Source organism: Ruegeria sp. BG8 (genome assembly GCF_056538325.1).
This window is the reverse complement of record NZ_JBQFSZ010000007.1, coordinates 89,871-113,280: the sequence shown is the minus strand read 5'-3', so window position 1 is coordinate 113,280 and position 23,410 is coordinate 89,871. Positions and strand designations below refer to the sequence as shown.

Annotated in this window: 27 protein-coding genes; 13 read left to right on the top strand and 14 right to left on the bottom strand. The window is 54.8% G+C overall.

What is annotated here, in order from left to right; translation table 11 throughout:
* The first annotated feature begins 86 nt into the window (after positions 1 to 86).
* From rph to ACR0DG_RS14705, 4 genes are read left to right on the top strand one after another with little or no spacing between them, the layout of a single operon-like run.
* Positions 87 to 800, top strand: coding sequence for a ribonuclease PH (rph, locus tag ACR0DG_RS14720; protein WP_480699372.1), 714 nt, complete (start codon positions 87 to 89; stop codon positions 798 to 800).
* Positions 797 to 1,411 carry an RdgB/HAM1 family non-canonical purine NTP pyrophosphatase gene (rdgB, locus tag ACR0DG_RS14715; RefSeq protein ID WP_480699374.1) on the top strand — a complete coding sequence of 205 codons (615 nt, stop codon included), beginning with the start codon at positions 797 to 799 and terminating at the stop codon, positions 1,409 to 1,411. The genes rph and rdgB overlap by 4 nt, the downstream gene beginning before the upstream one ends.
* Positions 1,401 to 2,555 carry a radical SAM family heme chaperone HemW gene (gene hemW, locus ACR0DG_RS14710; RefSeq protein ID WP_480699376.1) on the top strand — a complete coding sequence of 385 codons (1,155 nt, stop codon included), beginning with the start codon at positions 1,401 to 1,403 and terminating at the stop codon, positions 2,553 to 2,555. Before rdgB ends, hemW begins: the two co-directional genes overlap by 11 nt.
* A 1-nt stretch (position 2,556) precedes the next feature.
* On the top strand, positions 2,557 to 2,910 hold the full coding sequence (locus ACR0DG_RS14705) for a YbaN family protein (RefSeq protein ID WP_480699378.1): 354 nt from the start codon (positions 2,557 to 2,559) through the stop codon (positions 2,908 to 2,910).
* Here the strand turns inward: ACR0DG_RS14705 and ACR0DG_RS14700 are convergent.
* From ACR0DG_RS14700 to ACR0DG_RS14670, 7 genes are all read right to left on the bottom strand, one after another.
* A complete protein-coding gene (locus ACR0DG_RS14700) occupies positions 2,900 to 3,793 on the bottom strand; it encodes a ParB/RepB/Spo0J family partition protein (protein WP_480699380.1) in 894 nt (297 codons plus the stop codon). The two genes, ACR0DG_RS14705 and ACR0DG_RS14700, sit on opposite strands and share 11 nt — an antisense overlap.
* Positions 3,794 to 3,812: 19 nt before the next feature.
* Positions 3,813 to 4,616 (bottom strand): ParA family protein, encoded by an 804-nt coding sequence (locus ACR0DG_RS14695; protein WP_480699382.1) that lies wholly within the window; start codon positions 4,614 to 4,616, stop codon positions 3,813 to 3,815.
* Complete coding sequence (gene rsmG / locus ACR0DG_RS14690) at positions 4,609 to 5,223, bottom strand: 16S rRNA (guanine(527)-N(7))-methyltransferase RsmG (protein WP_480699384.1); 615 nt, start codon at positions 5,221 to 5,223, stop codon at positions 4,609 to 4,611. The genes ACR0DG_RS14695 and rsmG overlap by 8 nt, the downstream gene beginning before the upstream one ends.
* A complete protein-coding gene (gene mnmG / locus ACR0DG_RS14685) occupies positions 5,220 to 7,088 on the bottom strand; it encodes a tRNA uridine-5-carboxymethylaminomethyl(34) synthesis enzyme MnmG (protein WP_480699386.1) in 1,869 nt (622 codons plus the stop codon). Before mnmG ends, rsmG begins: the two co-directional genes overlap by 4 nt.
* A 12-nt stretch (positions 7,089 to 7,100) precedes the next feature.
* Positions 7,101 to 8,387 (bottom strand): tRNA uridine-5-carboxymethylaminomethyl(34) synthesis GTPase MnmE, encoded by a 1,287-nt coding sequence (gene mnmE / locus ACR0DG_RS14680; protein ID WP_480699388.1) that lies wholly within the window; start codon positions 8,385 to 8,387, stop codon positions 7,101 to 7,103.
* A 30-nt stretch (positions 8,388 to 8,417) separates the two neighbouring features.
* A complete protein-coding gene (gene rho, locus ACR0DG_RS14675) occupies positions 8,418 to 9,689 on the bottom strand; it encodes a transcription termination factor Rho (protein WP_170771337.1) in 1,272 nt (423 codons plus the stop codon).
* Between the two features lie 126 nt (positions 9,690 to 9,815).
* Complete coding sequence (locus ACR0DG_RS14670) at positions 9,816 to 10,265, bottom strand: CopD family protein (protein WP_480699391.1); 450 nt, start codon at positions 10,263 to 10,265, stop codon at positions 9,816 to 9,818.
* A 404-nt stretch (positions 10,266 to 10,669) separates the two neighbouring features.
* On the opposite strand from ACR0DG_RS14670, the gene ACR0DG_RS14665 reads away from it, so the two are divergent.
* Genes ACR0DG_RS14665 through dnaQ form a run of 4 tightly spaced genes read left to right on the top strand, consistent with a single transcriptional unit; the run spans position 10,670 to position 13,404 of the window.
* The gene (locus ACR0DG_RS14665; protein WP_480699393.1) at positions 10,670 to 11,269 is read left to right on the top strand and encodes a Maf family protein; all 600 of its coding nucleotides are present in this window, start codon (positions 10,670 to 10,672) and stop codon (positions 11,267 to 11,269) included.
* The gene (locus ACR0DG_RS14660; protein WP_480699395.1) at positions 11,266 to 12,099 is read left to right on the top strand and encodes a shikimate dehydrogenase; all 834 of its coding nucleotides are present in this window, start codon (positions 11,266 to 11,268) and stop codon (positions 12,097 to 12,099) included. The genes ACR0DG_RS14665 and ACR0DG_RS14660 overlap by 4 nt, the downstream gene beginning before the upstream one ends.
* Positions 12,096 to 12,689, top strand: a complete 594-nt coding sequence (gene coaE / locus ACR0DG_RS14655) for a dephospho-CoA kinase (protein WP_480699396.1) — start codon at positions 12,096 to 12,098, stop codon at positions 12,687 to 12,689. The genes ACR0DG_RS14660 and coaE overlap by 4 nt, the downstream gene beginning before the upstream one ends.
* Positions 12,682 to 13,404, top strand: coding sequence for a DNA polymerase III subunit epsilon (dnaQ, locus tag ACR0DG_RS14650; RefSeq protein WP_480699398.1), 723 nt, complete (start codon positions 12,682 to 12,684; stop codon positions 13,402 to 13,404). Before coaE ends, dnaQ begins: the two co-directional genes overlap by 8 nt.
* Before the next feature lie 27 nt (positions 13,405 to 13,431).
* Here dnaQ and secB read toward each other — a convergent pair whose 3' ends face one another.
* A complete protein-coding gene (gene secB, locus ACR0DG_RS14645; protein WP_480699400.1) occupies positions 13,432 to 13,929 on the bottom strand; it encodes a protein-export chaperone SecB in 498 nt (165 codons plus the stop codon).
* Positions 13,930 to 13,993: 64 nt separating this feature from the next.
* Entirely contained in the window at positions 13,994 to 14,485 is a 492-nt protein-coding gene (locus tag ACR0DG_RS14640) for an FxsA family protein (protein ID WP_480699402.1), read from the bottom strand.
* Positions 14,486 to 14,593: 108 nt separating this feature from the next.
* Here ACR0DG_RS14640 and ACR0DG_RS14635 point away from each other — a divergent pair, with 108 nt between their 5' ends.
* The 3 genes from ACR0DG_RS14635 to ACR0DG_RS14625 are packed head-to-tail and all read left to right on the top strand — an operon-like array spanning position 14,594 to position 16,871.
* Entirely contained in the window at positions 14,594 to 15,253 is a 660-nt protein-coding gene (locus ACR0DG_RS14635) for a Tim44/TimA family putative adaptor protein (protein WP_480699404.1), read from the top strand.
* A 35-nt stretch (positions 15,254 to 15,288) separates the two neighbouring features.
* Positions 15,289 to 16,284: a murein transglycosylase A gene (gene mltA, locus ACR0DG_RS14630; RefSeq protein WP_480699406.1), complete on the top strand. Its 996-nt coding sequence runs from the start codon at positions 15,289 to 15,291 to the stop codon at positions 16,282 to 16,284.
* Positions 16,284 to 16,871, top strand: a complete 588-nt coding sequence (locus ACR0DG_RS14625) for a Smr/MutS family protein (RefSeq protein WP_480699408.1) — start codon at positions 16,284 to 16,286, stop codon at positions 16,869 to 16,871. The genes mltA and ACR0DG_RS14625 overlap by 1 nt, the downstream gene beginning before the upstream one ends.
* Here ACR0DG_RS14625 and ACR0DG_RS14620 read toward each other — a convergent pair.
* The 3 genes from ACR0DG_RS14620 to hslU form a co-directional block, all read right to left on the bottom strand.
* Positions 16,868 to 18,088 carry an MFS transporter gene (locus tag ACR0DG_RS14620; RefSeq protein ID WP_480699410.1) on the bottom strand — a complete coding sequence of 407 codons (1,221 nt, stop codon included), beginning with the start codon at positions 18,086 to 18,088 and terminating at the stop codon, positions 16,868 to 16,870. The two genes, ACR0DG_RS14625 and ACR0DG_RS14620, sit on opposite strands and share 4 nt — an antisense overlap.
* Positions 18,085 to 19,182, bottom strand: a complete 1,098-nt coding sequence (locus tag ACR0DG_RS14615; protein WP_480699412.1) for an alpha/beta hydrolase — start codon at positions 19,180 to 19,182, stop codon at positions 18,085 to 18,087. The genes ACR0DG_RS14620 and ACR0DG_RS14615 overlap by 4 nt, the downstream gene beginning before the upstream one ends.
* A 98-nt stretch (positions 19,183 to 19,280) precedes the next feature.
* The gene (hslU, locus tag ACR0DG_RS14610; RefSeq protein WP_480699414.1) at positions 19,281 to 20,588 is read right to left on the bottom strand and encodes an ATP-dependent protease ATPase subunit HslU; all 1,308 of its coding nucleotides are present in this window, start codon (positions 20,586 to 20,588) and stop codon (positions 19,281 to 19,283) included.
* Positions 20,589 to 20,768: 180 nt separating this feature from the next.
* Between hslU and ACR0DG_RS14605 the strand changes: the two genes are divergently transcribed.
* Complete coding sequence (locus ACR0DG_RS14605) at positions 20,769 to 22,010, top strand: MFS transporter (RefSeq protein WP_480699416.1); 1,242 nt, start codon at positions 20,769 to 20,771, stop codon at positions 22,008 to 22,010.
* On the opposite strand, the gene hslV is transcribed toward ACR0DG_RS14605, so the two are convergent.
* Positions 21,999 to 22,559: an ATP-dependent protease subunit HslV gene (gene hslV / locus ACR0DG_RS14600; RefSeq protein WP_480699418.1), complete on the bottom strand. Its 561-nt coding sequence runs from the start codon at positions 22,557 to 22,559 to the stop codon at positions 21,999 to 22,001. The genes ACR0DG_RS14605 and hslV overlap by 12 nt on opposite strands.
* Before the next feature lie 197 nt (positions 22,560 to 22,756).
* Here hslV and ACR0DG_RS14595 point away from each other — a divergent pair, with 197 nt between their 5' ends.
* A complete protein-coding gene (locus tag ACR0DG_RS14595; RefSeq protein WP_480699420.1) occupies positions 22,757 to 22,951 on the top strand; it encodes a DUF1127 domain-containing protein in 195 nt (64 codons plus the stop codon).
* 120 nt (positions 22,952 to 23,071) lie between these two features.
* Here the strand turns inward: ACR0DG_RS14595 and trxA are convergent, their stop codons facing one another.
* Positions 23,072 to 23,392, bottom strand: a complete 321-nt coding sequence (gene trxA, locus ACR0DG_RS14590) for a thioredoxin (protein ID WP_170397826.1) — start codon at positions 23,390 to 23,392, stop codon at positions 23,072 to 23,074.
* Between the last annotated feature and the right edge of the window lie 18 nt (positions 23,393 to 23,410).

Here is a 23,410-nt window from a genome sequence, read left to right as displayed (position 1 = left end):
AAATCGCAGGTAAATGAAAGGTCAATCGGGGTTGCATCGTAACGCCGTGGGACGTTATCCCCAACCCAGCAAACAAAGGAAATTCCATGCGACCCTCAGGACGTAATCTAGACGAAATGCGCGCTGTTTCCATCGAGACAGGTTTCACCAAACATGCCGAAGGTTCCTGCCTGATCAAGATGGGCGACACCCATGTGCTGTGCACCGCCACGATCGAGGATCGCGTGCCGCCCTTCATCAAGGGCTCGGGCCTGGGTTGGGTCACCGCCGAATACGGCATGCTTCCCCGTGCAACCAACACCCGAATGCGGCGTGAGGCGGCCAGCGGCAAACAAGGCGGCCGCACCGTGGAGATCCAGCGCCTGATCGGCCGCGCCCTGCGCGCCGGCGTGGACCGGGTTGCTTTGGGTGAACGTCAGATCACCGTCGACTGCGATGTGATCCAAGCCGATGGCGGCACCCGCTGCGCCTCGATCACCGGCGGTTGGGTTGCCCTGCGTCTGGCGGTGAACAAGCTGATGAAAGCGGGCGACGTGATTTCTGACCCGCTGGTCGATCCGGTGGCCGCTGTGTCTTGTGGTATCTATGCCGGTCAGCCGGTGCTGGATCTGGACTATCCCGAAGACAGCGAGGCCGGCGTGGACGGCAACTTCATTATGACCGGCTCGGGCAAGCTGATCGAAGTGCAGATGAGCGCCGAAGGCTCGGTCTTTAGCCGCACGCAGATGGATCAGCTGATGGATCTGGCCGAAAAAGGCGTAGGCGAACTGGCTGCCGCGCAAAAGGCTGCGACCGCATGACCCGCAAGTTCGATAGCGACAGGCTGCTGGTTGCCACTCATAACAAAGGCAAGCTTGAGGAGATGGCGCATCTGCTTGAGCCCTTTGGTGTGACCGTGATTGGCGCGGGCGAAATGAACCTGCCCGAACCGGAAGAGACCGAGGATACCTTTGTCGCCAACGCCCGGATCAAGGCGCATGCTGCGGCCAAGGCGACCGGCCTGCCTGCCCTGTCGGACGATTCCGGGATCACCATCGATGCGCTGGACGGCGCGCCCGGCGTTTACACCGCCGATTGGGCCGAAACCGGAAATGGCCGCGATTTCCTGATGGCCATGACCCGCGCCCATGATGAGCTTGAGGCGAAAAACGCCCCCCACCCCCGCACCGCGCAATTCCGCAGCACGCTGGTGCTGGCCTGGCCCGACGGTCATGACGAGGTGTTCGAAGGCATCGCCCCCGGCCATCTGGTCTGGCCCATTCGCGGCGAAGGCGGGTTTGGCTATGACCCGATGTTTGTCCCCGACGGCTATGACATTACCTTTGCCGAGATGGATCGCTGGGAAAAGAACAAGATCAGCCATCGCGGCCGCGCGGTGGAGATGTTCGTGAAAGGCTGCTTTGGCGGATGATTGGCGCAACGGGGGCTTTGGCCTGTACGTGCATTGGCCCTTTTGCGAGGCCAAATGCCCCTATTGCGACTTCAACAGCTATGTTTCTCGTAATATCGATCAAAAACAATGGCTTAAAGCTTATCTGAGCGAGCTGCGCCGCTCGGCCGCGGAAACGCCGGACCGGGTGTTGAACACGATCTTCTTTGGCGGCGGCACCCCATCCTTGATGGACCCAGAAACCGTACTTGCCGTGATTGACGAGGCCCGCGCGCTGTGGCGACCAGCCAATGACATGGAAATCACGCTTGAGGCCAATCCCGGCTCGGTCGAGGCGGGACGCTTCGCCGCCTATCGCGATGCAGGGGTCAACCGAATTTCCATGGGCGTGCAGGCGCTGAACGACGAAGACCTGCGCCGTTTAGGTCGCATTCATACCGTCGCGGAAGCACGCGCCGCGTTCGACATCGCTCGCTCCTGTTTTGATCGAGTGAGTTTCGACATGATTTACGCGCGCCAGCACCAGACGCTAGATGCATGGCGCGCCGAACTGACCGAAGCCCTGTCAATGGCGGTGGATCACCTCTCGCTCTACCAACTGACCATCGAAGAAGGCACCGCCTTTGGCGACCGCTATGCCGTCGGTAAACTGCGCGGACTACCCGAGGATGACCACGCCGCAGACATGTATTTGGCAACCCAAGAAATCTGCGACGCACATGGCCTGCCGGCGTATGAGGTATCCAACCACGCTCGTCCTGGCGCGGAGTCGCAGCATAACCAAATCTATTGGCGCTATGGCGATTACGTTGGAATTGGTCCCGGAGCGCATGGTCGCATTACCATTCAGGGGCAGAAATTCGCGACTGAAACCTATCTGTCGCCGAACGCATGGCTAAATGCTGCCTCCAATGGATCCGGTGAGAAAGAAAGGGCACTCCTATCATCCCAAGATCAGGCCAATGAATACCTTATGATGTGTCTGCGTTTAGTAGAAGGTCTATATATAGACAGATTTAACCAATTATCTCTGCACCCGATACCGTTAGATAAGCTGGAAAACCTGTCAGAGCTTGGAATGATCGAACACAGAAACGGGCGTTTAGTTGCTACGACAGATGGGCGGGCCGTTTTAAACGCCGTGATCCGGGAATTGTTGGTGTAGAATGCAGTATATTTGGGCCGCTTTGGGATTGATCTGTGTGGCGCTTGCGTTCGTCGGAATCGTTTTGCCGCTGCTGCCCACCGTTCCATTTCTTTTATTGGCTGCCTTTTTCTTTGCGCGTTCATCCTCTCGGTTACACAACTGGCTGATGACACATCGTGTGTTCGGCCCGATGATACTGGATTGGCAAAGATCTGGTGCAATTCGTCCGGCCGCAAAAAAAGCAGCAACCGTTTCGATTGCCGCTGTCTTTGGGATTTCTATATTAATTGCCGTCCCGACTTACGTTCTGCTTATTCAGGCCGTGGTGTTGGGCGGCGTTCTGATCTTTATCTGGTCCCGTCCTAACGGCTGAGTTTAGCACAGAGATCATCCAGCTGATCGAGGTTTTCATAGGTCAGGACCACCTGCCCTGTTTCGGTCCCAGCCTTATGATTAATCGTCACCTTCATCGCCAAAATGGCGGACAAGTCCTTTTCCAAAGCCCTTGTATCTGCATCTTTACCCGCATCCAGATTTCGTGACTTAGGTACCGATTTTACAGGATCTTCGTTCTGCTTCTTGACCAAAGCCTCAGTGGCACGCACAGAAAGCCCGTCGCGCACGACAATTTTTGCCAGCTCAGACGGATCTTCGGCGGTAATAAGCGCCCGGGCGTGACCCGCCGAAAGCTTCCCTTCGATTACCAACTTCTGAACATCCAAAGGCAAAGACAACAACCGCAAAAGGTTGGCGATGTGACTGCGGCTTTTCCCTAGTGCCTCGGCCAGCTTTTCCTGGGTATGTCCAAAGCGATCCATAAGCTGCTTGTAACCCGCCGCCTCTTCTACCGCATTCAGGTCAGCGCGTTGGATATTTTCAATGATTGCGACTTCCAGAACCTCGGTATCGTCAAAATCACGAACAATAACCGGTATGTCGTGGAGCTGGGCCATCTGAGCGGCCCGCCAACGGCGTTCCCCTGCAACGATCTCATAATCGCCTTCCGAAATCTCGCGAACAATCAGAGGCTGGATAATCCCCTTCTCTTTGACCGAGGATGCAAGTTCATCCAGCTGTTCCCGTGAAAACGTTCTGCGTGGCTGATTGGGGTTGGCATGCAGCTTTTCAATCGGCACCGTCATATCGGGTCGCCGTGGTTCAATCGGAGAGCGGACTTCGGTGTCCTGAGTCACATCCGCCATCAGGGCAGACAAACCACGTCCCAGACCACGGGGTTTTGCTTTTTTGGCGGCCAAGTTGCCCTCCTCGTACCGCTCAGGCGGCGGCTTTTTTGTTTTTATGGATGACTTCTCGTGCCAAATGCCGATATGCCATCGCCCCCAGAGACCCGGAATCATATTGCAGCACAGGCAACGCATAAGACGGAGCTTCGCTTACCCGCACATTCCTGGGTATCTTGGTTTTAAATACCATCTCACCCAGATTGTCACGCGCGTCTTTTTCGACCTGTCGAGACAAGTTGTTGCGGTTATCATACATGGTCAACACAACACCTTCGATTCTCAGGTCTGGATTTGCTGTCTGACGAACCTCTCGGATCGTCAACATCAACTGGGACAAGCCCTCCAACGCGAAAAACTCACTCTGAAGCGGGACCAGAACAGAATGAGCCGCGACCATGGCGTTTACCGTTAGAAGGTTGAGCGATGGAGGGCAATCAATCAGCACAAAATCCAACTCGAACTTGTCGATTGCGGTTTGTCGCAAGGCATCATGCAACAAATAGCTCCGTTTTTCGTTGGATATCAGCTCAATGTCAGCTGAGCTAAGGTCAACAGTCGCCGGGATCACGAACAAGCCACCGATTTCTGTTTCCTGAACCACGGCTTCCAATGGGGCGTCATCCAGGATCAAGTCGTATGTTGTCCAATCCCGATCTTCGACCCCCAGACCTGTCGAAGCGTTTCCTTGCGGGTCGAGATCAACCACCAGCACATTGCAACCGGCCTCTGCCAATCCCGCCGCCAGATTGATCGCCGTCGTCGTCTTTCCAACCCCGCCCTTTTGGTTGGCTACCGCAATAATCCGGGGCCCGGCTGGACGAGACAGATCAACCACGAGATACTCCTTTGATCTTAAGGATAACGGCTTGGGGTTCAGTTAGACTTGTAATCTCCTCAGCATCGAATTTCCATTCCTGGCGGGCGTCTTCAACTTCTTTTTTCCAGTTTGCGCCTTTCGGCAACAATGCCACCCCGGTTGGGCTTAAATGTCTGTCACAAAACGAAAATAGCGTTTTCAAATCCGCCAAAGCACGCGCCGACAGTACCTGCGCATTCAACGGTTCAACGGCTTCGATACGTTTTGCGAGAATGCTGCAGTTTGCGCCACACTCCCGAGCTACGTTTCTTAGAAAAGCAGCCTTTCTTTGGTCGCTTTCCACAAAAACAAACTTTGCCTCTGGGTTTTCAATAGCGGCGATTATCGCACAAACCATACCCGGGAAACCGCCACCGCTGCCTAAGTCCACCCAGTTTTCAAAATGGTCTACGCATCGATAGACCTGAACGGAATCATTAATATGCCGGCTCCAGATGTCTTTTAAACTATTTCTGGAAACAAGATTTATCTTTGGGTTCCAGCGATTCACCAACTCAACATAGGTCTGCAACCGCTCAGATGTTTCACGTGAAACATTTAACTCTGCTAGAACGCCCTCGTTCATGCTTTCCGTACTCGTTGATCGCGACGAAGCTTAGCGAGAACCAAGGTCAAAGCAGCGGGCGTAACACCCTCTACGCGTCCGGCCTGGGCAATGTTTTCAGGCCGAGCTTTTGACAGCTTTTGCTTCATTTCCGACGACAATCCTTCCAACGCAAAGAAATCGAAGTCATTTGGTATTTCATAGGCTTCATCCCGCTTCATCGCTTCTACATCTTTTTTCTGTCTTTCGATGTAGTTGGCATAAAGCGCGTCTCGTTCGATCTGCTGACGGATGTTCTGATCTACCTGCTCCAATTCGGGAACCAATGGAATTACATCCTCAAAAGTCACGTCTGGAAATGCAAGAACTGCCATTCCGTCTCGTCTGTTTCCGTCCTGGTTCACGTTTATACCAGCTGAGCGAACTTCTTTCGGTGTAAAGGTATTCTCGGTTAACAAGGTTTTCGCAGAAGAAAGTTTCTCCATCTTTCTTGTGAATGCCAATTCTCTCTTGGGACCGACACATCCGATATCCAGTCCAGCCGGCGTCAGGCGCTGGTCAGCGTTGTCCGCACGCAATGAAAGACGGAACTCTGCCCTGGATGTAAACATCCGGTACGGCTCAGCGACCCCTCGGGTCGTCAGATCATCAATCATGACGCCAATATAGCTGTCAGACCGTGTAAAATGGATCGGATCTCGACCCGATACAGCCAGAGCGGCATTCAAACCCGCAACGAGGCCCTGCGCTGCTGCTTCTTCATATCCGGTTGTCCCGTTAATCTGCCCTGCAAGGTAAAGTCCCGGAACATCCGGCAAGGCCAAAGATGAACTCAGAACTCGCGGATCGACGTAGTCGTACTCAATAGCATATCCCGGTTGCATTATCTCAGCATTCTCAAGCCCTTTTATGGACTGGACATACTCTTTCTGAACGTCTTGGGGTAAAGATGTCGAAATACCATTCGGGTAAATCGTATTATCGTTTACCCCCTCGGGCTCAAGGAAGATCTGGTGGGACTCCTTATCAGAAAATCTTACAACCTTATCTTCGATCGACGGGCAATATCTTGGTCCCACGCCATCAATATGGCCGCCATACATAGCTGATCGAGACAGATTCTTTTCAATAATCTCATGTGTTCGCGCGTTTGTATGGGTGATCCCGCATGAAATCTGCGGAGCAGCTACTGATGTAGACATGAACGAAAACAGTGTTGGCACATCGTCTCCGTCCTGTTTTTCCAGACCTGACCAGTCTATTGTGCGACCGTCCAACCTGGGTGGTGTTCCTGTTTTCAAACGACCTAAAGGCAGTTGGAAACTGTCCAACCTCTCAGCAAGTTTGACAGAAGGCCGGTCCCCCATTCTGCCGCCTGGACGCGCAACATCGCCGATGTGGATGACACCACGAAGAAAGGTTCCGGACGTCAGAATAACCGCGCCGCAGTGGAGCTCGGATTCATCGGCCAGCTTAATACCTATCACTTTGGATCCGGACATCAGGAAGTCTACAACTTCTCCGACGATTACTTCCAAACCAGCCTGAGCCTGAGTTTCCTTTTGCATCGCAGCACGGTACAGCGCACGATCTGCTTGGGTTCTTGGGCCTTGTACAGCCGGACCTTTCCGGCGATTCAGCAGTCGAAATTGGATACCTGCCGCATCAGCGACACGACCCATAACGCCATCCAGCGCATCGATCTCACGTACCAGATGCCCCTTACCCAGCCCACCAATGGCTGGGTTGCATGACATGACCCCGATATCTGACGCAGATAATGTAACCAGCGCAGTCTTTGCGCCCATGCGCGCAGACGCATGTGCTGCTTCGGTTCCAGCGTGACCAGCGCCAATAACAATGACATCGAATTCCGAATGTTTCACGTGAAACACTCCTTACTTACCAAGACAAAAGCTCGAGAATATCTCATCCAAAAGATCCTCGACCCCTATTCTGCCAACCAACGATTCGAGCGCCCGAATAGCAATGCGCAATTCCTCGGCAGCGATATCATACAAGTCCGGACCTGATTCCAGAACAGACATTGCTGATTGCAAAGCATCAAGCGCCTTGTTTAGCGCAACCCGGTGCCGTTCCCGGGTAGCTATCCCAGATGTAGTAGATCGCTTACTAAGTTCACACGATATATCGGAAACTAAGCGATCAATACCTTCACCCGTTTTGCCAGATATTCCACCTTTCTGATCTTTCCGAAGATCAGATTTTGGTAAGACCTGAATATCCCCAGCCTGCATTTCAATACCAAGGATCAGAGGATCCTCTGCCAAAAAAACTCTTAAGTCCGCAGACTCCGCTCGTTTGCGAGCAAGTTCGATTCCCAGATTCTCGACATAGTCCTCAGTCTCGCGAAGCCCTGCTGTATCCAACAAGGTGACCGGTAGGCCATCAAGATCCATCCTTACTTCGATAACATCGCGCGTCGTGCCCGCGTATTCCGAGGTTATGGCCGCGTCCCGTCCAGCCAACGCGTTCAACAAGGTCGACTTTCCGGCATTCGGTAATCCAACAATCGCGACCTCAAAGCCGGTTCGAATGCGTTCCGCGATCCGCACACCCTCTGCCTGATGCTGTAAATCTCGCATCACACCAGACATAAGATCCCGAACCTCTGGTGTTACGTCGGTCGGAACCTCTTCGTCTGCAAAGTCAATAACCGCTTCCAACAGGGACGCTGCCCGGATCAGATCTTTGCGCCACCGTTCAGCCAGATCACCCAACTCTCCGGCGAGAATGGTTTGGGCTTGGCGGCGCTGTGCCTCGGTTTCCGCATCAATGAGATCCGCAAGCCCCTCGACTTGTGTCAGATCCATCTTACCATTCTCAAGAGCACGGCGCGTGAACTCACCCGGTTCTGCCAACCGCAACCCCTTTGTATCGGACAGGCATTTCAGCACAGCGTTTACCGTTGCCGTACTGCCATGTATTTGCAGTTCAGCAACATCTTCACCTGTAAAGCTCGAAGGGGCTGCAAAGGTTAAGACCAAACCATCGTCCAGGCGCTGCCCGTCTGGCGCGGTAAACGTGCGAACCCGCATTCCGCGAGGCGGCAATGCGCTGCCGGTCAGCTCGGCGGCAGCATCATGCGCTGACGAGCCAGTGATGCGGATAACCGCCACCCCGGCTTTGCCTTGCGCGCTGGCCAAGGCGAATATCGTATCCATTCGAAGGCCTCGCGTCGGTTAAGACCTGTGTCAGGTATTCATCGAATCGAAGAACTCGCCGTTCGTCTTCGTCTGCTTCAACTTCGACAGCAAGAACTCGATCGCGTCGGTCGTGCCCATCGGATTGAGGATGCGGCGCAGAACGAAGGTCTTGGCCAGATCGCCTTTGTCGACCAACAGGTCCTCTTTCCGAGTACCGGATTTGAGGATGTCGATGGCCGGGAACACGCGCTTGTCTGCAATTTTGCGATCCAGAACGATTTCCGAGTTACCGGTGCCTTTGAATTCTTCAAAGATCACCTCGTCCATCCGGCTGCCGGTATCGATCAGCGCAGTGGCGATGATGGTCAGCGAACCGCCCTCTTCGATATTCCGCGCCGCACCAAAGAAGCGCTTGGGTCGTTGCAACGCGTTCGCGTCCACACCACCGGTCAGAACCTTACCCGAGGATGGGACCACAGTGTTAAACGCTCTACCAAGTCTTGTGATCGAATCAAGCAAGATAACAACATCTCGTTTATGCTCGACCAGACGTTTTGCTTTTTCGATCACCATCTCAGACACGGCGACGTGACGCGTCGCCGGTTCGTCGAAGGTTGAAGATACAACCTCACCCTTCACCGAGCGCTGCATGTCCGTCACCTCTTCGGGGCGTTCGTCGATCAACAGGACGATCAGGTAGCATTCGGGGTGGTTCTGTTCGATCGAATGGGCGATGTTCTGCAGGATCACCGTTTTACCGGTCCGCGGCGGCGCCACGATCAGCGACCGCTGGCCTTTACCGATGGGTGCAACCAGGTCGATCACACGGGCCGATTTGTCCTTGATGGTCGGATCTTCGATTTCCATCTTCAAACGCTCATCCGGGTACAGAGGCGTCAGGTTGTCGAACAGGATCTTGTGCTTGGCCTTTTCGGGATCTTCGAAGTTGATCTTGGTGACCTTCGTCAGCGCAAAGTACCGCTCATTATCGTCGGGCGCTTTGATCTCACCTTCGACCGTATCCCCGGTGCGCAGCGAATGCAGGCGGATCATGTCGGGCGAGACATAGATATCGTCAGGACCCGGCAGATAGTTCGCCTCAGGCGAGCGCAGAAAGCCAAAGCCGTCCTGCAGGACCTCAAGCACGCCATCACCGCCAACAGTCCAGCCCTCATCCGCGCGTTCGCGCAGAATCTGGAACATCATTTCGCCCTTCCGCATGGTCGAGGCGTTTTCGATCTCCAGCTCTTCGGCCATCGCCAAAAGGTCTTTGGGGCTTTTGGCCTTTAGGTCAGCCAGATTCAGGGATTCATTGGACATAGCGATACGAACCTTGGCCGTAGGGATCACGGCACGGAATTGAATTTCAGTACGGAAGATACGCCGCCCGGACGGGCGTGTTATGCGTTACATACGCATCCAGAGAGCCCGAGTCAAATGACCCTCTCAGAACTTCAGAACGACTGCCAGAACGATGATAACCATCAAAACGGTCGGAACCTCGTTCATCATGCGATACTGGCGTCCTGACAGCTTGTTTTGGCCTGCCAGGAAATCCTTGCGCCGGGCCATCAGCCAGTGGTGGAACCAGGTCATACCGATCACGCCAGCACCTTTCAGCCAAGGCCAGGTCCAGTCCCATCCGACGATCCCCGGCGTGAACACCATGATCAACCCGCAGAGCCACGCTACGATCATCGCAGGGCGCATGATCACACGCAGCAGCTTTTCTTCCATTTCAAAGAAAATGTCCTGCGCGCCTTCCACGGCTTGCGCTTTCTCAACGTGATAGACGAACAATCGAGGTAAATAGAACAATCCGGCCATCCAAGAGATCACGGCCATGATATGAATGGACTTCACCCATGGGTAAATCGCGAAAAGAAGATCAGTCATTCTGACTCCGTCGATTGCTCGGGCTCTTCCCTAATAAAAAAATAAGAAAAGAAAAAGGAAGATGGTTTTGTAGGGTGCTTAAATTCCGTGGATTACTTTTTTACACACGCGTTTTCCCCAAGTGGATTAATTCCCAGAGGATATGAGTGATTCTGTTGAGGGAATTTATTTCAACATAAAAACAATCACTTATATGGAATATGAATATGAATCTCTGGGGATAACTCTATGGTTAAGTTCTGGGAGAACGGTTATCCTCGAGGTTGAAGTTATCCTTGTCCTGATTGGACAGAACTTGAGCGAATCTGGGAAGTTCGCGGCAAAAATCCCGGGCTTGCGTGTCAACTGGAAAACCATACAAACCATCCCGGAACCGTTAACGATTTGCTCAGGGGGTTTTCCACATGTCTGTCCCCATCATCTTGGCCTCGGGGTCGTCCATTCGGGCTCAGCTGCTGAAAAACGCGGATGTGCGATTCAGGGTGGAAACCGCACGGGTCGATGAAGATACAGCCAAGCAAGCGTTGTTGGCCGAACAGGCCAGCCCGCGCGATATTGCCGATACGTTGGCTGAGATGAAAGCGCGCAAGGTCAGCGATAAGAATCCCGGGGCGATGGTTTTGGGGTGTGACCAGGTGCTGGACTTTGAAGGACAGCTTATGTCCAAGCCGAAAACGCCCGAGGATGCCTTTGCCCAGCTTAAGAAGATGCGCGGAAAACGGCACATGCTTTTGTCTGCGGCTGTCATCTATGAGAATAGCGAACCGATCTGGAGGCATGTCGGTCAGGTCCGACTGCGAATGCGTATGAGCTCGGACGCGTATCTGCGTGACTATGTCGATCGTAACTGGGACAGCATCCGACACGCCGTTGGGGCCTATAAGCTGGAAGAAGAAGGTGTTCGCTTGTTCGCAACCATTGACGGTGACTATTTTAACGTCTTGGGTATGCCCCTGTTGGAGTTGTTGAATTTCTTGGCCGTCAAAGGGGTGATTGATCAATGAGCAAGGCAAAAATTCCTTTGGCCGGTGTAATTGGGCACCCTGTGGCACATTCAAAATCTCCGCAGCTGCATGGGCACTGGTTAAAAACCTATGGGTTGCCGGGTCATTATGTTCCTATGGATGTCGCCCCCGAGGATCTTGATACGGTTTTACGTGCGCTGCCCAAGGCGGGTTTTGTTGGAACGAACGTCACGGTCCCGCACAAAGAAGCTGTTCTGAAACTGGCGGATGAGGTCACAGATCGCGCGCGTAAAATCGGTGCGGCGAATACTCTGGTTTTTCGGAATGACGGGACGATCCATGCCGACAATACGGACGGATACGGGTTCATGGAGAACTTGCGTAGCGGCGCGCCAGATTGGAAACCCGGTGATGGGCCAGCGGTGGTTATCGGCGCCGGAGGTGCTGCTCGGGCTGTGTTGCAGGCGTTGGTCGATGCAGGCTTGCCCGAAATATTGCTGACAAACCGAACAAAAGAGCGCGCGGAACATTTGAAAGAAGAGTTTGGCCCGACCATCAAGGTGGTTGATTGGTTGCAGGCCGGGAATGTCCTGGAACTGGCGGAGCTTGTGGTTAATACAAGCTCACTTGGTATGCAGGGTCAGCCGGAACTGCGCGTGCCTTTGGATGGATTGCAGCCGGGTGCCGTTGTGACCGATCTTGTCTACGCGCCTTTGAAAACGCACCTCTTGAAAGCGGCCGAAGAGGCCGGATGCACGACAGTCGATGGGTTGGGTATGTTGTTGCATCAGGCTGTTCCCGGTTTTGAAAGCTGGTTTGGTGTTCGACCCGAAGTGAATTTTGATCTGAGAGCCGCCGTTTTGTCATGAGTTTCGCACTTGGACTCACAGGCTCGATCGGGATGGGCAAAAGCACGACCGCGCAGATGTTTGTCGACGAGGGCTGCGCGTTATGGGATGCAGATGCAGCCGTACATAGACTCTATTCAAGGGATGGAGCCGCAGTTGAACCCATGCAAGCTGCATTTCCTGATGCAGTCGTGGACGGCGCGGTCAGCCGAGAGATGCTTAAACAAATCATCGGGCGCGATAGTGCCACCCTGAAACAGATTGAAGCGATTGTGCATCCTTTGGTTGCCGCTGATCGTGCAGCGTTTCGGCAAAATACATCGGCCGACATACTGGTTTTTGACATCCCCTTGTTATTCGAAACCGGAGGGGACGCGGCGATGGATGCCGTTGCCTGCGTTTCAATTCCCGCGACAGAACAAAGACGCCGCGTGATGGAGCGCGGCACAATGACCGAAGTCCAGTTTGAACAGATCCGCACCAAGCAGATGCCGAATGACGAGAAATGCGCGCGGTCGGATTTTGTGATCGTGACGGATACGCTGGACCATGCCCGCGCGCAGGTGCAGGATGTGGTCAGGCAAATACGGGCGGGGATGGCAGATGCGTGAGATTGTACTCGATACCGAAACCACGGGGTTTGATCCCGAAAGCGGCGACCGGATTGTCGAGATCGGCGCGGTCGAGCTGTGGAACCATGTCGCCACGGGCGAAACCTATCACGTCTACATCAACCCCGAACGCGGGATGCCGGATGAGGCGTTTGGCGTGCATGGAATCGGCCCGGACCTGCTGGAAAACCCACGCCCGCCGGAAAAGGGTGAGGTGACGCTGAAGGACAAACCGGTCTTTGCCAAGGTCGGTCAGGGATTTCGCGATTTCATCAAGGATTCCAAGCTGGTGATCCACAATGCGTCCTTCGACATGAAATTCCTGAACGCTGAGCTGAAATGGATGGGCCTGCCGCAGATTCCGATGGATCAGGCGCTGGATACGCTGGCCATTGCGCGCAAACGTTTTCCCGGCTCGCCCGCATCACTGGATGCGCTGTGTCGGCGGTTCAACATCGACAATTCGAACCGGACGCTGCACGGGGCCTTGCTCGACTCAGAAATTCTGGCTGAGGTCTATCTGGAACTGATCGGTGGGCGGCAGCCGGATTTCGGCCTGTCTACATCAGCCGCTTCAGGTGCCGGAGGGCAAGATGACTGGCGGCCCGTGGCGCGCCCGACACCTCTGACGTCAAAAATCACCGAGGATGAACGCGCAGCGCATGAGGCTTTCGTGGAAAAACTGGGCGAAAACGCTTTGTGGACCCGCGCCTGAGCTGACCTCTGGCGCGGGTCAAAGATTTTAGGCGTCGGCCTTTTGCGCCTCTGCTTGACGGCGCATCAGTTCGTTGCGGTAAAGGGCCACAAAGTCGATATTGTCCAGGTTGACCGGCGGATATCCACCATCGCGGGTCACGTCACTGACAATGCGGCGCAGGAATGGGAACAACATCCGCGGGCATTCGATCATCAGGAACGGGTGCAGCTGATCTTCGGCGACACCTTCCACGTGGAACAGACCGCAATAGTCGATCTCACACAGGAACAGGACATCTTCCAGACCTTTGGCCTTGGATTTGAGGTTCAGCTTGATCGAAACTTCGTACTGGTGCTCGGCGCCGCGTTTTTTGGCGTCCAGATTAACCTGAACAGAAATCTCAGGCTGTACGTCACCAGACACGCCCTTTTGGGCCATTACGTTTTCAAAAGACAGGTCACGAATGAATTGTCCCAGAACGCGCATCTGAATCTGAGGGGCGGCTTGGGCCGCGGTGTTTTCTTTGGCGTCTTCTTCGGCCATGGATCTACTCCGAAACTAAAATTCGCCACTGCTTAGCAAGTTGGGCGCGCCACCTCAATGCAGGTCACGGTCCTTCTACCCATTTCGATGGCTTTGAGGGGTCTTTGCGGGGGCGAACCTCGGTAAATTCTCCGTCAATTATGTCATCCTGTTCGAAAGGATCGGCCCCTGTGTGAAATTGCGCACCCGTTCCCATTTGAAAGTGGGTGACGTTGACCTTTGACTTGAGGTAGCGAAAGACGGCAACGCGAATGCCGGGAACAAGCAACGCGAATCCAACAGCATCGGTGAAAAACCCAGGTGTCAGCAGCAACACGCCTGACAGCAAAATCATTGCCCCGTGGGCCAAAGGTTCAGTCGGATCATCTAGTTCCGCAAAAGACCGCTGTAGATTGGCCAGTGCCATGCGACCTTGTGTCCGCACCAAAGCCGTGCCCAAAACCGCTGTCAGGACTACAATCGCGAGTGTTGGCCACAGGCCGATCAAGCCGCCAACCTGGATAAACAGGGCGATCTCGATGATCGGAACCAATAGAAATGCCAAAAACAGATACATATGCGTTATCCTTTACAGCGGGTCGGGCGGTGGACTTGCCCCAATCTGTCACCTACATAGTGGCATGAGGTCGCGTATACAAAGCCGCGGTCTGATAAAGAGGATGAAATGAACGAACCGATGATCCAGTTGCTGGTCCTGGCCGGAATTGCCGTTTTCCTGATCCTGCGCCTGAAAAGCGTTCTGGGTACACGGGAGGGTTTCGAAAAACCTCCTGTTCAACAACAACCCGACACAGGTAAGTCGCGCCGTGACTTTGAGGTGATCGAAGGTGGCCCCGACCACGACATCACCGACCACGTTGAAGAAGACAGCGAACAGGCCCAAACCCTGACCGCAATGAAACGGATCGAGCCCAGCTTCTCGGTCAGTGAGTTCGTGCAGGGTGCGCGCGGTGCCTATGAGATGATCGTCATGGGGTTCGAAAAGGGTAATCTGGATGAAATCCAGCCCTTCCTGTCAGAAGAGGTATTCGACACCTTTGTCTCGGTCGTCGCAGCCCGTGAAGATCAGGGCCTGACCATTGAGGCGGAGTTCATCGGTGTGCGCGAAACATCTCTGGCCGACGTCAAGTTCGACAAGGACACCAATGAGGCCGAGATCACCATGAAGTTCGTGGGTGAGCTGACATCGGTCGTACGCGATCGCGGCGGTGACATTATCGAAGGCAATCCGAACACAGTGAAACGGCAAAAGGACAGCTGGACCTTTGCCCGCGTGATGGGTTCGGATGATCCTAACTGGCTGCTTGTTGCCACGGACGCATGATTGCAACGCTTCGGTCGCTATTGCTGGTCGCTTTCATGAGCACCTCTGCCAGCGCCGAAGCGACACGTTCCATTGTCACGTTTGATGATCTTGATGGCTGGGCCGATGACGACCACGGCGCAGCCCTTTCTGTATTTCTGAATACATGCGGTGATCTGAAAGACCCTGATTGGCGTGCTCTGTGCGGAGTTGCACGCAGTTATGGACCTGAAGCCGCTCGTTCCTTCTTTGAGCTGTTTTTCAGACCGGTTCTTATTGAGGACGGCAAGGATGCCTTGTTTACCGGGTATTTTGAGCCGGAACTGGATGGGTCCAAAACCCGCACGGAACGATACAGATATCCGGTCTATAAAATGCCACCCGAGGCGCGGCGTGCAGAACAATGGCTGTCCCGTCGCGAGTTACTGTCAGGCAACATTATGCAGGGCCGTGGTCTTGAGATCGCGTGGGTCGACGACCCGGTCGAGCTTTTCTTTTTGCAAATTCAAGGCTCGGGGCGCATCCGTTTACCGGACGGCAGCGCGCTGCGTGTCGGGTACGGAGGTGCCAACGGGCACCCGTATCGCTCAATCGGGTCCGAGTTGATCCGGCGGGGCGCACTGGCCGCGCATCAGGTCAGTGCCCAGATGATCAAGTCATGGGTTCGAAAAAACCCGGAGGCCGGAGCCGAGTTATTGTTTCACAACCCTTCTTACGTCTTTTTTCGCGAGGTGACGCGTGTCGCACCCGAATTTGGACCGCTGGGCGCGATGAACCGATCGGTTACAGAGATGCGCAGTATCGCCGCTGACCCAGTTTTCACGCCACTGGGTGCGCCGGTTTGGGTAGAAAAGGACGGCAAACAACCTTTGCGTCGGCTGATGATCGCGCAGGATACGGGATCAGCTATCAAGGGCGCACAGCGGGCCGATATCTTTTTCGGCACCGGGGATGCCGCCGGAAAGGCGGCCGGGCGTTTGAAAGACCCAGGCCGCATGGTCGTTTTACTGCCCATTCAGCGCGCATATGCCCTGCTTCCGGATGAGTTTTGATGTCACGCCGCAAGCTGACTGCAGACGAAATAGATTTGTGGCGCAAGGTCGCCAAGCAGGCGGAGCGCCTGCACCCAGAGCTGCCTCAGACTGTGCACCCCACGTCCTTGCCGAAGCCCAAACCAACTAAGCCACCCAAAACACGGCTAGAACCCTTTGAGCTTGGCCGAAACGTCAGTCTCAAACCGTCCGGTAATGCGCTGAAACCAACCGTAACCGAAAGCCTTCAGGCCAAACCGATCCAGATGGACAGCAAGGCATTTGGCCGAATGAAACGTGGCAAGATAAAGCCCGAAGGCAAGCTGGATCTGCACGGAATGCGCGTGGACACGGCGCATCCTGCGCTTATTCGTTTTGTTCTGACGGCGCAGGCCCAGGGGAAACGGCTTGTGCTGGTGGTAACCGGAAAGGGCAAGGATCGCGACGAACCGGGTCCAATACCCACACCGCGCGGTGTTCTGCGCAATCAGGTTCCGCAATGGCTGTCATTGCCACCTTTAGCGCATGTGGTTCTGCAAGTGACACCTGCCCATATCAGCCATGGCGGCGACGGGGCCTATTACGTCTATTTGCGGCGCACGCGTTAAAGCGTGTGTGCCACACGGTTGATCCCGGTCCAGACCAGAGCGCAAACCCCAAGGAAAAAGAAACCGATCCACAAAAACTGTGCATCGAGTGGTATGCCTTGATCAATCAGAACACCGGTTAGCCCGGGGCCAATCGCAGACCCCAATACCATCAGCGATGTGGCTATTGCTTTGATCGCTCCGATATGTCGGGTTCCGTAGAACTCAGCCCAAAAGGCGCTGGGCAATGTACTGTTTGCACCTACTGTCACGGCCAGAAACGTCAGGGCAAGTGCAGCTGTACTCGGGGTCGCCATGACAGATACGATCATAAATCCAATGGCCATTGGCAGTTGGTAGAACGGCATCATCCGCGCCGTTCCCCACCTGTCCAAAGCCCAACCCGCGGCAAACATCGAAACAACCGAAACACCAGTATACAGAGGAAACAGGGCAACAAGATTTATGTGCTGCCACCCTTTGATTTCCGCCAAATGGACCTGGTGGAAAAAGAATGCAGTCGTAAAGGCCGGGGGCGCCATCAAGGCGGGGGCGATAAGCCAGAACAGCGGGTTGAACAGCGCTTCTTTCCGTGTCCAGTGGCGGCCTTCCATTCCCGTGGCAGAATATTCGCTCGCCAGGCTTTGCGGTGTACGCTCCAGACGCAGCATGCGCCACAAAACGGGGATTCCGATCATTACGATCCCGGCTGAGATTACCCAAAGCCAACGCCAATCCAGATACAGCATTGCTGCCACAAAGGTGACCGGCAGAATGGCCTCTCCGATTGAAAAACCGGCCGACGCGATAGATAAGGCCTTGCCGCGTGTTGCGGTGAACCAGCGCGCCATTGCGACGGCGGCCAGATGAGTGCTCATCCCCTGCCCGAACAGACGCAGCAGAAACACGACCACCGGCAGCAAAAACAACCAGATGTTTAAGGCCATAGCCAAAGTGGCCAACGCCAGCCCGGCCAGAACGGCGGGGCCCAGAACGCGGACGCGAAACATATCGGTCAGCCCACCGGCCCAAATCATGACGATTGCAGAGGCGGTTGTTCCCAGAGAATACAATCCACCCCAGGCACCATGGGTCAGGCCAAACTCAGCCCGGATTTCTCCAGAAAAGACAGAGATGAAAAACGTCTGTCCGAAACTGGACATGAACGTCAGCAGGACCCCGGCGCCTAACCAGGCCGTATTGTCACGCAGATACCGGCCCAGGTTAAATTGTGTCACGGAGCGCTAACCTGCGCCTGACCAGTTTCTGTCAGAACTATTTCCGTCGCACCGTCCGGATTGCGGACGCTGGCTGGCGCGATCACATCAAGCCCACGCTGTTCGGTGCCGAATGTGTTGCTGATCCTTCGGGCTGAATTGATGATTGCCAGCAAAGCCGGAGATGTCGCGGCCACGAAATGCGAGGATTCTGCATCATCGTTGAACGCCGTCGTATCCAGGATGTTGATCTTGTACTCAGACAAAGCTTCGGCGGAACTGATATTGCCCAACCGCTCGCCCTTCGTGGTTCCGCGTAGCCGGGCTGAGATATTCAACAACTTGTCCTTCTGCGAAACCATCACAATGAAGGGATCAGGTGGCGTCTTGATCGTATCCATTTGCGACCGGAACAGATCCACATCCAGATCCGGCGCGATCAGCACCACACCCTCGATATTCTTGTTCGACCAGCCGGGTTCTCGTAGTTCGGCCTGCCGCAACATCTCCATCGTCAGGGCAGTACCCATGGAATGTGCAACCAGAATCACGCGCCTTACCCCGATTGATTTCAGATCCCGAACCGTTTGTTCTAAACCGTCGCGCGCAAACAGCATGCTGTCCAGATCATAGGCATAGCCATACCCCGTGGCCTGGCTGGGCCAGGAATAAACCATTGTGGCACCCGGGATTTTCAGATCATAGCTGAGCTGCGCTGCCCGAAACGCGGTTTCAGATTGGGTCGTGTTATACCCATGAATAAAGATCGAAACCTCGTCCTTTCCTTGCAGGCGCGACCTGAGATCGCCTGGACCCTGCAACTCGTCCACGCGGGCCATGACGAATTGCTTGTCCGGATTGGGATTAGCATATGAGAAATCCAGTGTTCCGGGCGTGTGATTGGGCGGTATCGAGACCGTCATTTCCAGAAACTGCAACGTCTCACCGCGCCGAAACCCATAAGAGCCATCCGCTTCGCGGGCGCGCGTCGTGGTGGCAAACACAGTTTCCGGCGTACCCACTTCCAACGCGGTGGGTACGGTCTGGGAAACAGTGCGGTCGACACAAGCTGTCAGTGTCAATGAAACGAAAGTAATTAAAGCAAAACGAAACACGTTTAAATCCTCAGAGAATCTTGCGCAAAAGCTAACCGATTTCAGCCCTGCGTACAGCGACGCAAGGTGAAAGGCACGGCAAAAACCGGCTTATACTGTTACAGGACGTAACGGCTGAGGTCGGTGGACTTGGTCAATTCGCCAAGGTTTTCGTCAACGAACGCGGCGTTCACGGTAATCTCGGTGCCAGCCTTGTCAGGTGCGTTGAAAGACAGTTCTTCGAACACGCGTTCCATAACCGTATAAAGCCGGCGCGCGCCGATGTTTTCTACAGTCTGGTTCACATCCGCTGCGATCTTAGCCAGCGCTGCAATGCCATCTTCGGTGAAGCTCACCGTGACCTCTTCGGTTCCCATCAGGGCAGTGTATTGGCGGGTAAGCGCATTATCAGTCTCTGTCAGGATGCGTACGAAATCCTCTTCGGTAAGTGCACGCAGTTCGACGCGGATCGGCAAACGCCCCTGAAGCTCTGGTAAAAGGTCCGACGGCTTGGCGATGTGAAATGCACCTGAGGCGATAAACAGGATATGGTCGGTCTTGACCGGGCCATGCTTGGTTGAAACTGTGGTGCCTTCGATCAGAGGCAGCAGATCGCGCTGCACACCTTCGCGGCTGACATCCCCGCCGCGCGCATCCGAGCGCGCGCAAACCTTGTCGATTTCATCCAGAAACACGATGCCGTTCTGTTCGACCGCTTCAAGTGCCACACGGTTCACGGTTTCATCGTCCAGTAGCTTGTCGGCCTCTTCCCCGATCAGCGCATCATAGCTTTCGGCTACGGTCATGCGTTTCTTGACAGTGCGCCCGCCGAACGCCTTGCCGAAGATATCGCCTAGGTTCATCATGCCCATCTGACTGCCGGGCTGGCCGGGAACGTCGAACATCGGCATCGGATTCGACGTGTCGGACAGTTCCAGCTCGATCACCGTGTTATCCAATTCTCCGGCTTTCAGCTTTTTACGGAACATGTCGCGGGTCGCTTCGCGGGCGTCCGTGCCTGCGATCGCCTCGATCACGCGGTCCTCGGCAGCCTGATGAGCCTTGGCTTTGACGTCTTCGCGCATGAACTCGCGGGTCTGGATGATTGCCGCATCAGCCAGATCACGCACGATCTGTTCCACGTCTCGGCCAACATAGCCAACTTCGGTAAATTTGGTGGCTTCGACCTTGATAAAAGGCGCGCGCGCCAGTTTGGCCAGACGGCGACTGATTTCGGTTTTGCCGACACCGGTGGGGCCGATCATCAGGATGTTCTTGGGATAAACCTCTTCGCGGATGTCGTCGGCCAACTGTTTGCGCCGCCAACGGTTACGCAGGGCGACAGCCACCGCGCGTTTGGCATCCTTTTGCCCGATGATAAAACGATCCAATTCCGAGACAATCTCGCGCGGGGTCAGGTCGGTCACAGGGGCAGTCCTTTCGGTCGGCTTTAGGCAGGTGCGGATTAAGTAATCACCGCAGGGGCGAAAACAACAGAGGCAGCGTTGGTTAGCAATGCGCTACCCGGTTTGCAAATGCTTTCCGTAGGTGAAAGGCGCGCGGTCTGCTACCGTGATTTCAAGGCGTTGAGGGTCAGGAACAAAGCTATGACGAAAATTGCCAAGATCACCCTTCTGTTCGTGGTGTTTGTTGATCTGCTTGGGCAAGGATTGGTCTTCCCCATCATCAACTCGCTGATCATGGAGTCGAAATCCGGTTTCCTGCCCGAAAACACACCAATGGGACAGCGGCATTTCTATTACGGGCTGGTAATTGGGTGCTTTTTCCTGTCGTGGTTTCTAGGTGTGGTCTATGTTTCGAAGGTTTCGGATTCTATCGGACGCAAGAACGCGCTGTTGGTGTGTCTGGGCGGGGCGTTGATCGGGTATGCGCTGACGATCGCGTCGCTTTACCTCAACAGTCTGTTGTTGCTGATTATCGGTCGCTCGATCACCGGGTTCACTGCTGGCAACCAACCCATCGCCCAAGCGGCAATGATTGATGGCAGCACCGATGCTGCCGACCGCGACCGCAATATGGGATATATCGTGACCGGCGTCAGCTTTGGCCTGGTCGGCGGGCCGATCATCGGCGCCCTCCTGTCCGATGCCGCCCTGTTGGGCAGTGTGGCCACGCTGAAAACCCCGTTCTACGGCGCTTTTGTTCTGGTCTTGATCGCAATCTTCCTCGTGATCACCTTTTTCAAAGACACCCGTACCGAACGTGCGCCGTTTGTTTTTCGTCCGCGCGATGTGACCGACAGTCTGATCGCCGTGCGCGGGCACCCGATGGTTCTGAAGATCCTGCCGGTCTATTCCTTCTTTATGATCGCCAACGTCACTTTCTATGTGTTCGTCGACAATTATTTAACCAGCCGGTTCGGTTACGGCGTGATCGGTGGCAGCGTGGCGATGGTGGTGATTGGCTTTGCGCTGGCTTTTTCCAGCACGTTCCTTGTGAAACCCGCGCAAGAAAAGTTCAGCAAACACAAAATCATCTATACCTCGTTGATCATTATGGTGATCTGCGGCTTTGCTTTCGCATTCAGCCCCAACGGCGTGCTGAGTTATGTGCCGGTCTTTTTCTTCTACTTCTTCTTTGGAGTGTCTTACCCCACACTGCTAGGTCTGTTTTCCTCTGCCGTTAGTGAAACCGATCAAGGCTGGGTCATGGGTGTCACAACAGCCGTGTTCTGTCTGACCGGAGGTATAATGTCGCTTGTCGGCGGCGGCTTAATGAGCATCGACATCCGCGTGCCCTACTACATCGTCATCGTTGCGGCGATACTGGGATTGATCGGAATGCATCGCCGCTGGAAAGGGAAAGAGATCAAGGCGCTACTGGCCTGAGATCTCCTCGACCGTCAGATTGCCATTGGTGTAAACGCAGATATCCGCGGCAATTGCCATCGCCTCGCGCGCGATCTGTTCGGCTGGTTTGTCGCTGTCCATCATCGCGCGTGCTGCTGCCAGTGCGAAGTTTCCGCCAGATCCAATAGCGGCCACGTTATGTTCAGGTTCCAGCACATCCCCTGCCCCGGTGATGACCAACAGGTCTTTGCCGTCGGTGACGATCAGCATCGCCTCGAGCTTTTGAAGGTACTTGTCTGTCCGCCAGTCCTTGGCAAGCTCGACCGAGGCGCGGGCCAGTTGGCCGGGCGTGGCCTCAAGCTTGGCCTCCAGCCGTTCCAGCAACGTAAACGCATCAGCGGTCGAACCAGCGAAACCGGCAACAACTTCGAAACCGCCGGGCGAAAGGCGGCGCACTTTCCGGGCAGTGCCCTTGATTACGGTCTGACCCAGACTGACCTGTCCGTCCCCGGCAATCACCACATGGCCGCCTTTTTTGACGCCAATGATCGTTGTGCCGTGCCAACCGGGAAAGTCGTTGTCTGCCATCGGGGCCTCCAATTTGATCTGGCACCCTATATGGGCCGGACCCGCCGTCAGCGCAACAGTTCACAAACTGCCTAAAAGATATGCAAGAATCGCAGATCGGGGTTACCAGACTAGCAATTGTGAGATTCGAGTGTTGGTTCTACATGAGCCTCACAACCGACATGAGGTCGGCTGTTTCAGTTAAAAGGAATGCGCAAATGGCAACCACCGCGAATATCCATGCGCCGCTCGGAGCAGCTACCATCCTGCATGTAGTGGACGCGTTCTTCGGAACCTATGAAAAAGCAGTAGCGTGGAATGAATCCCGCAAAACACGTAAGGCACTGTGGCAACTCAGCGACGCTCAGTTGGAAGACGTTGGTCTGTGCCGCGCGGATATCAGCAAGTTCTGATCCGCGACCCATATCGTGTGATAGATGAGCCGCTCGTCCGAGCGGCTTTTTCTTTGTCTAACGTAAACGAAAAAAGGCGCCCCGCTTGAGGCGCCTTTCTTTTCCGTCAAATCAGCCAGATCAGATGGATTCGTCAATCCAGCTTTGCAGGGCTGCCTTGGGGGCCGCGCCCGCGCGGTTCGAAACAACCTGACCGTCCTTGAAGATGAACAGGGCCGGAATGCCGCGCACACCCATAGCCGCTGCAGAGTTGGGGTTGCTGTCTACGTCTACCTTGGCGATTTTAACCTTGCCACCATACTCGGACGCCAGCTCTTCCAGAGCGGGGCCGATCTGTTTACAGGGGCCACACCATTCAGCCCAGAAATCGACAACAACAGGGATGTCGGAATTCTTGACTTCGGCGTCAAAGGTATCGTCGGTTACGGCTACGGTCGACATATTCTGTCTCCTGAATGG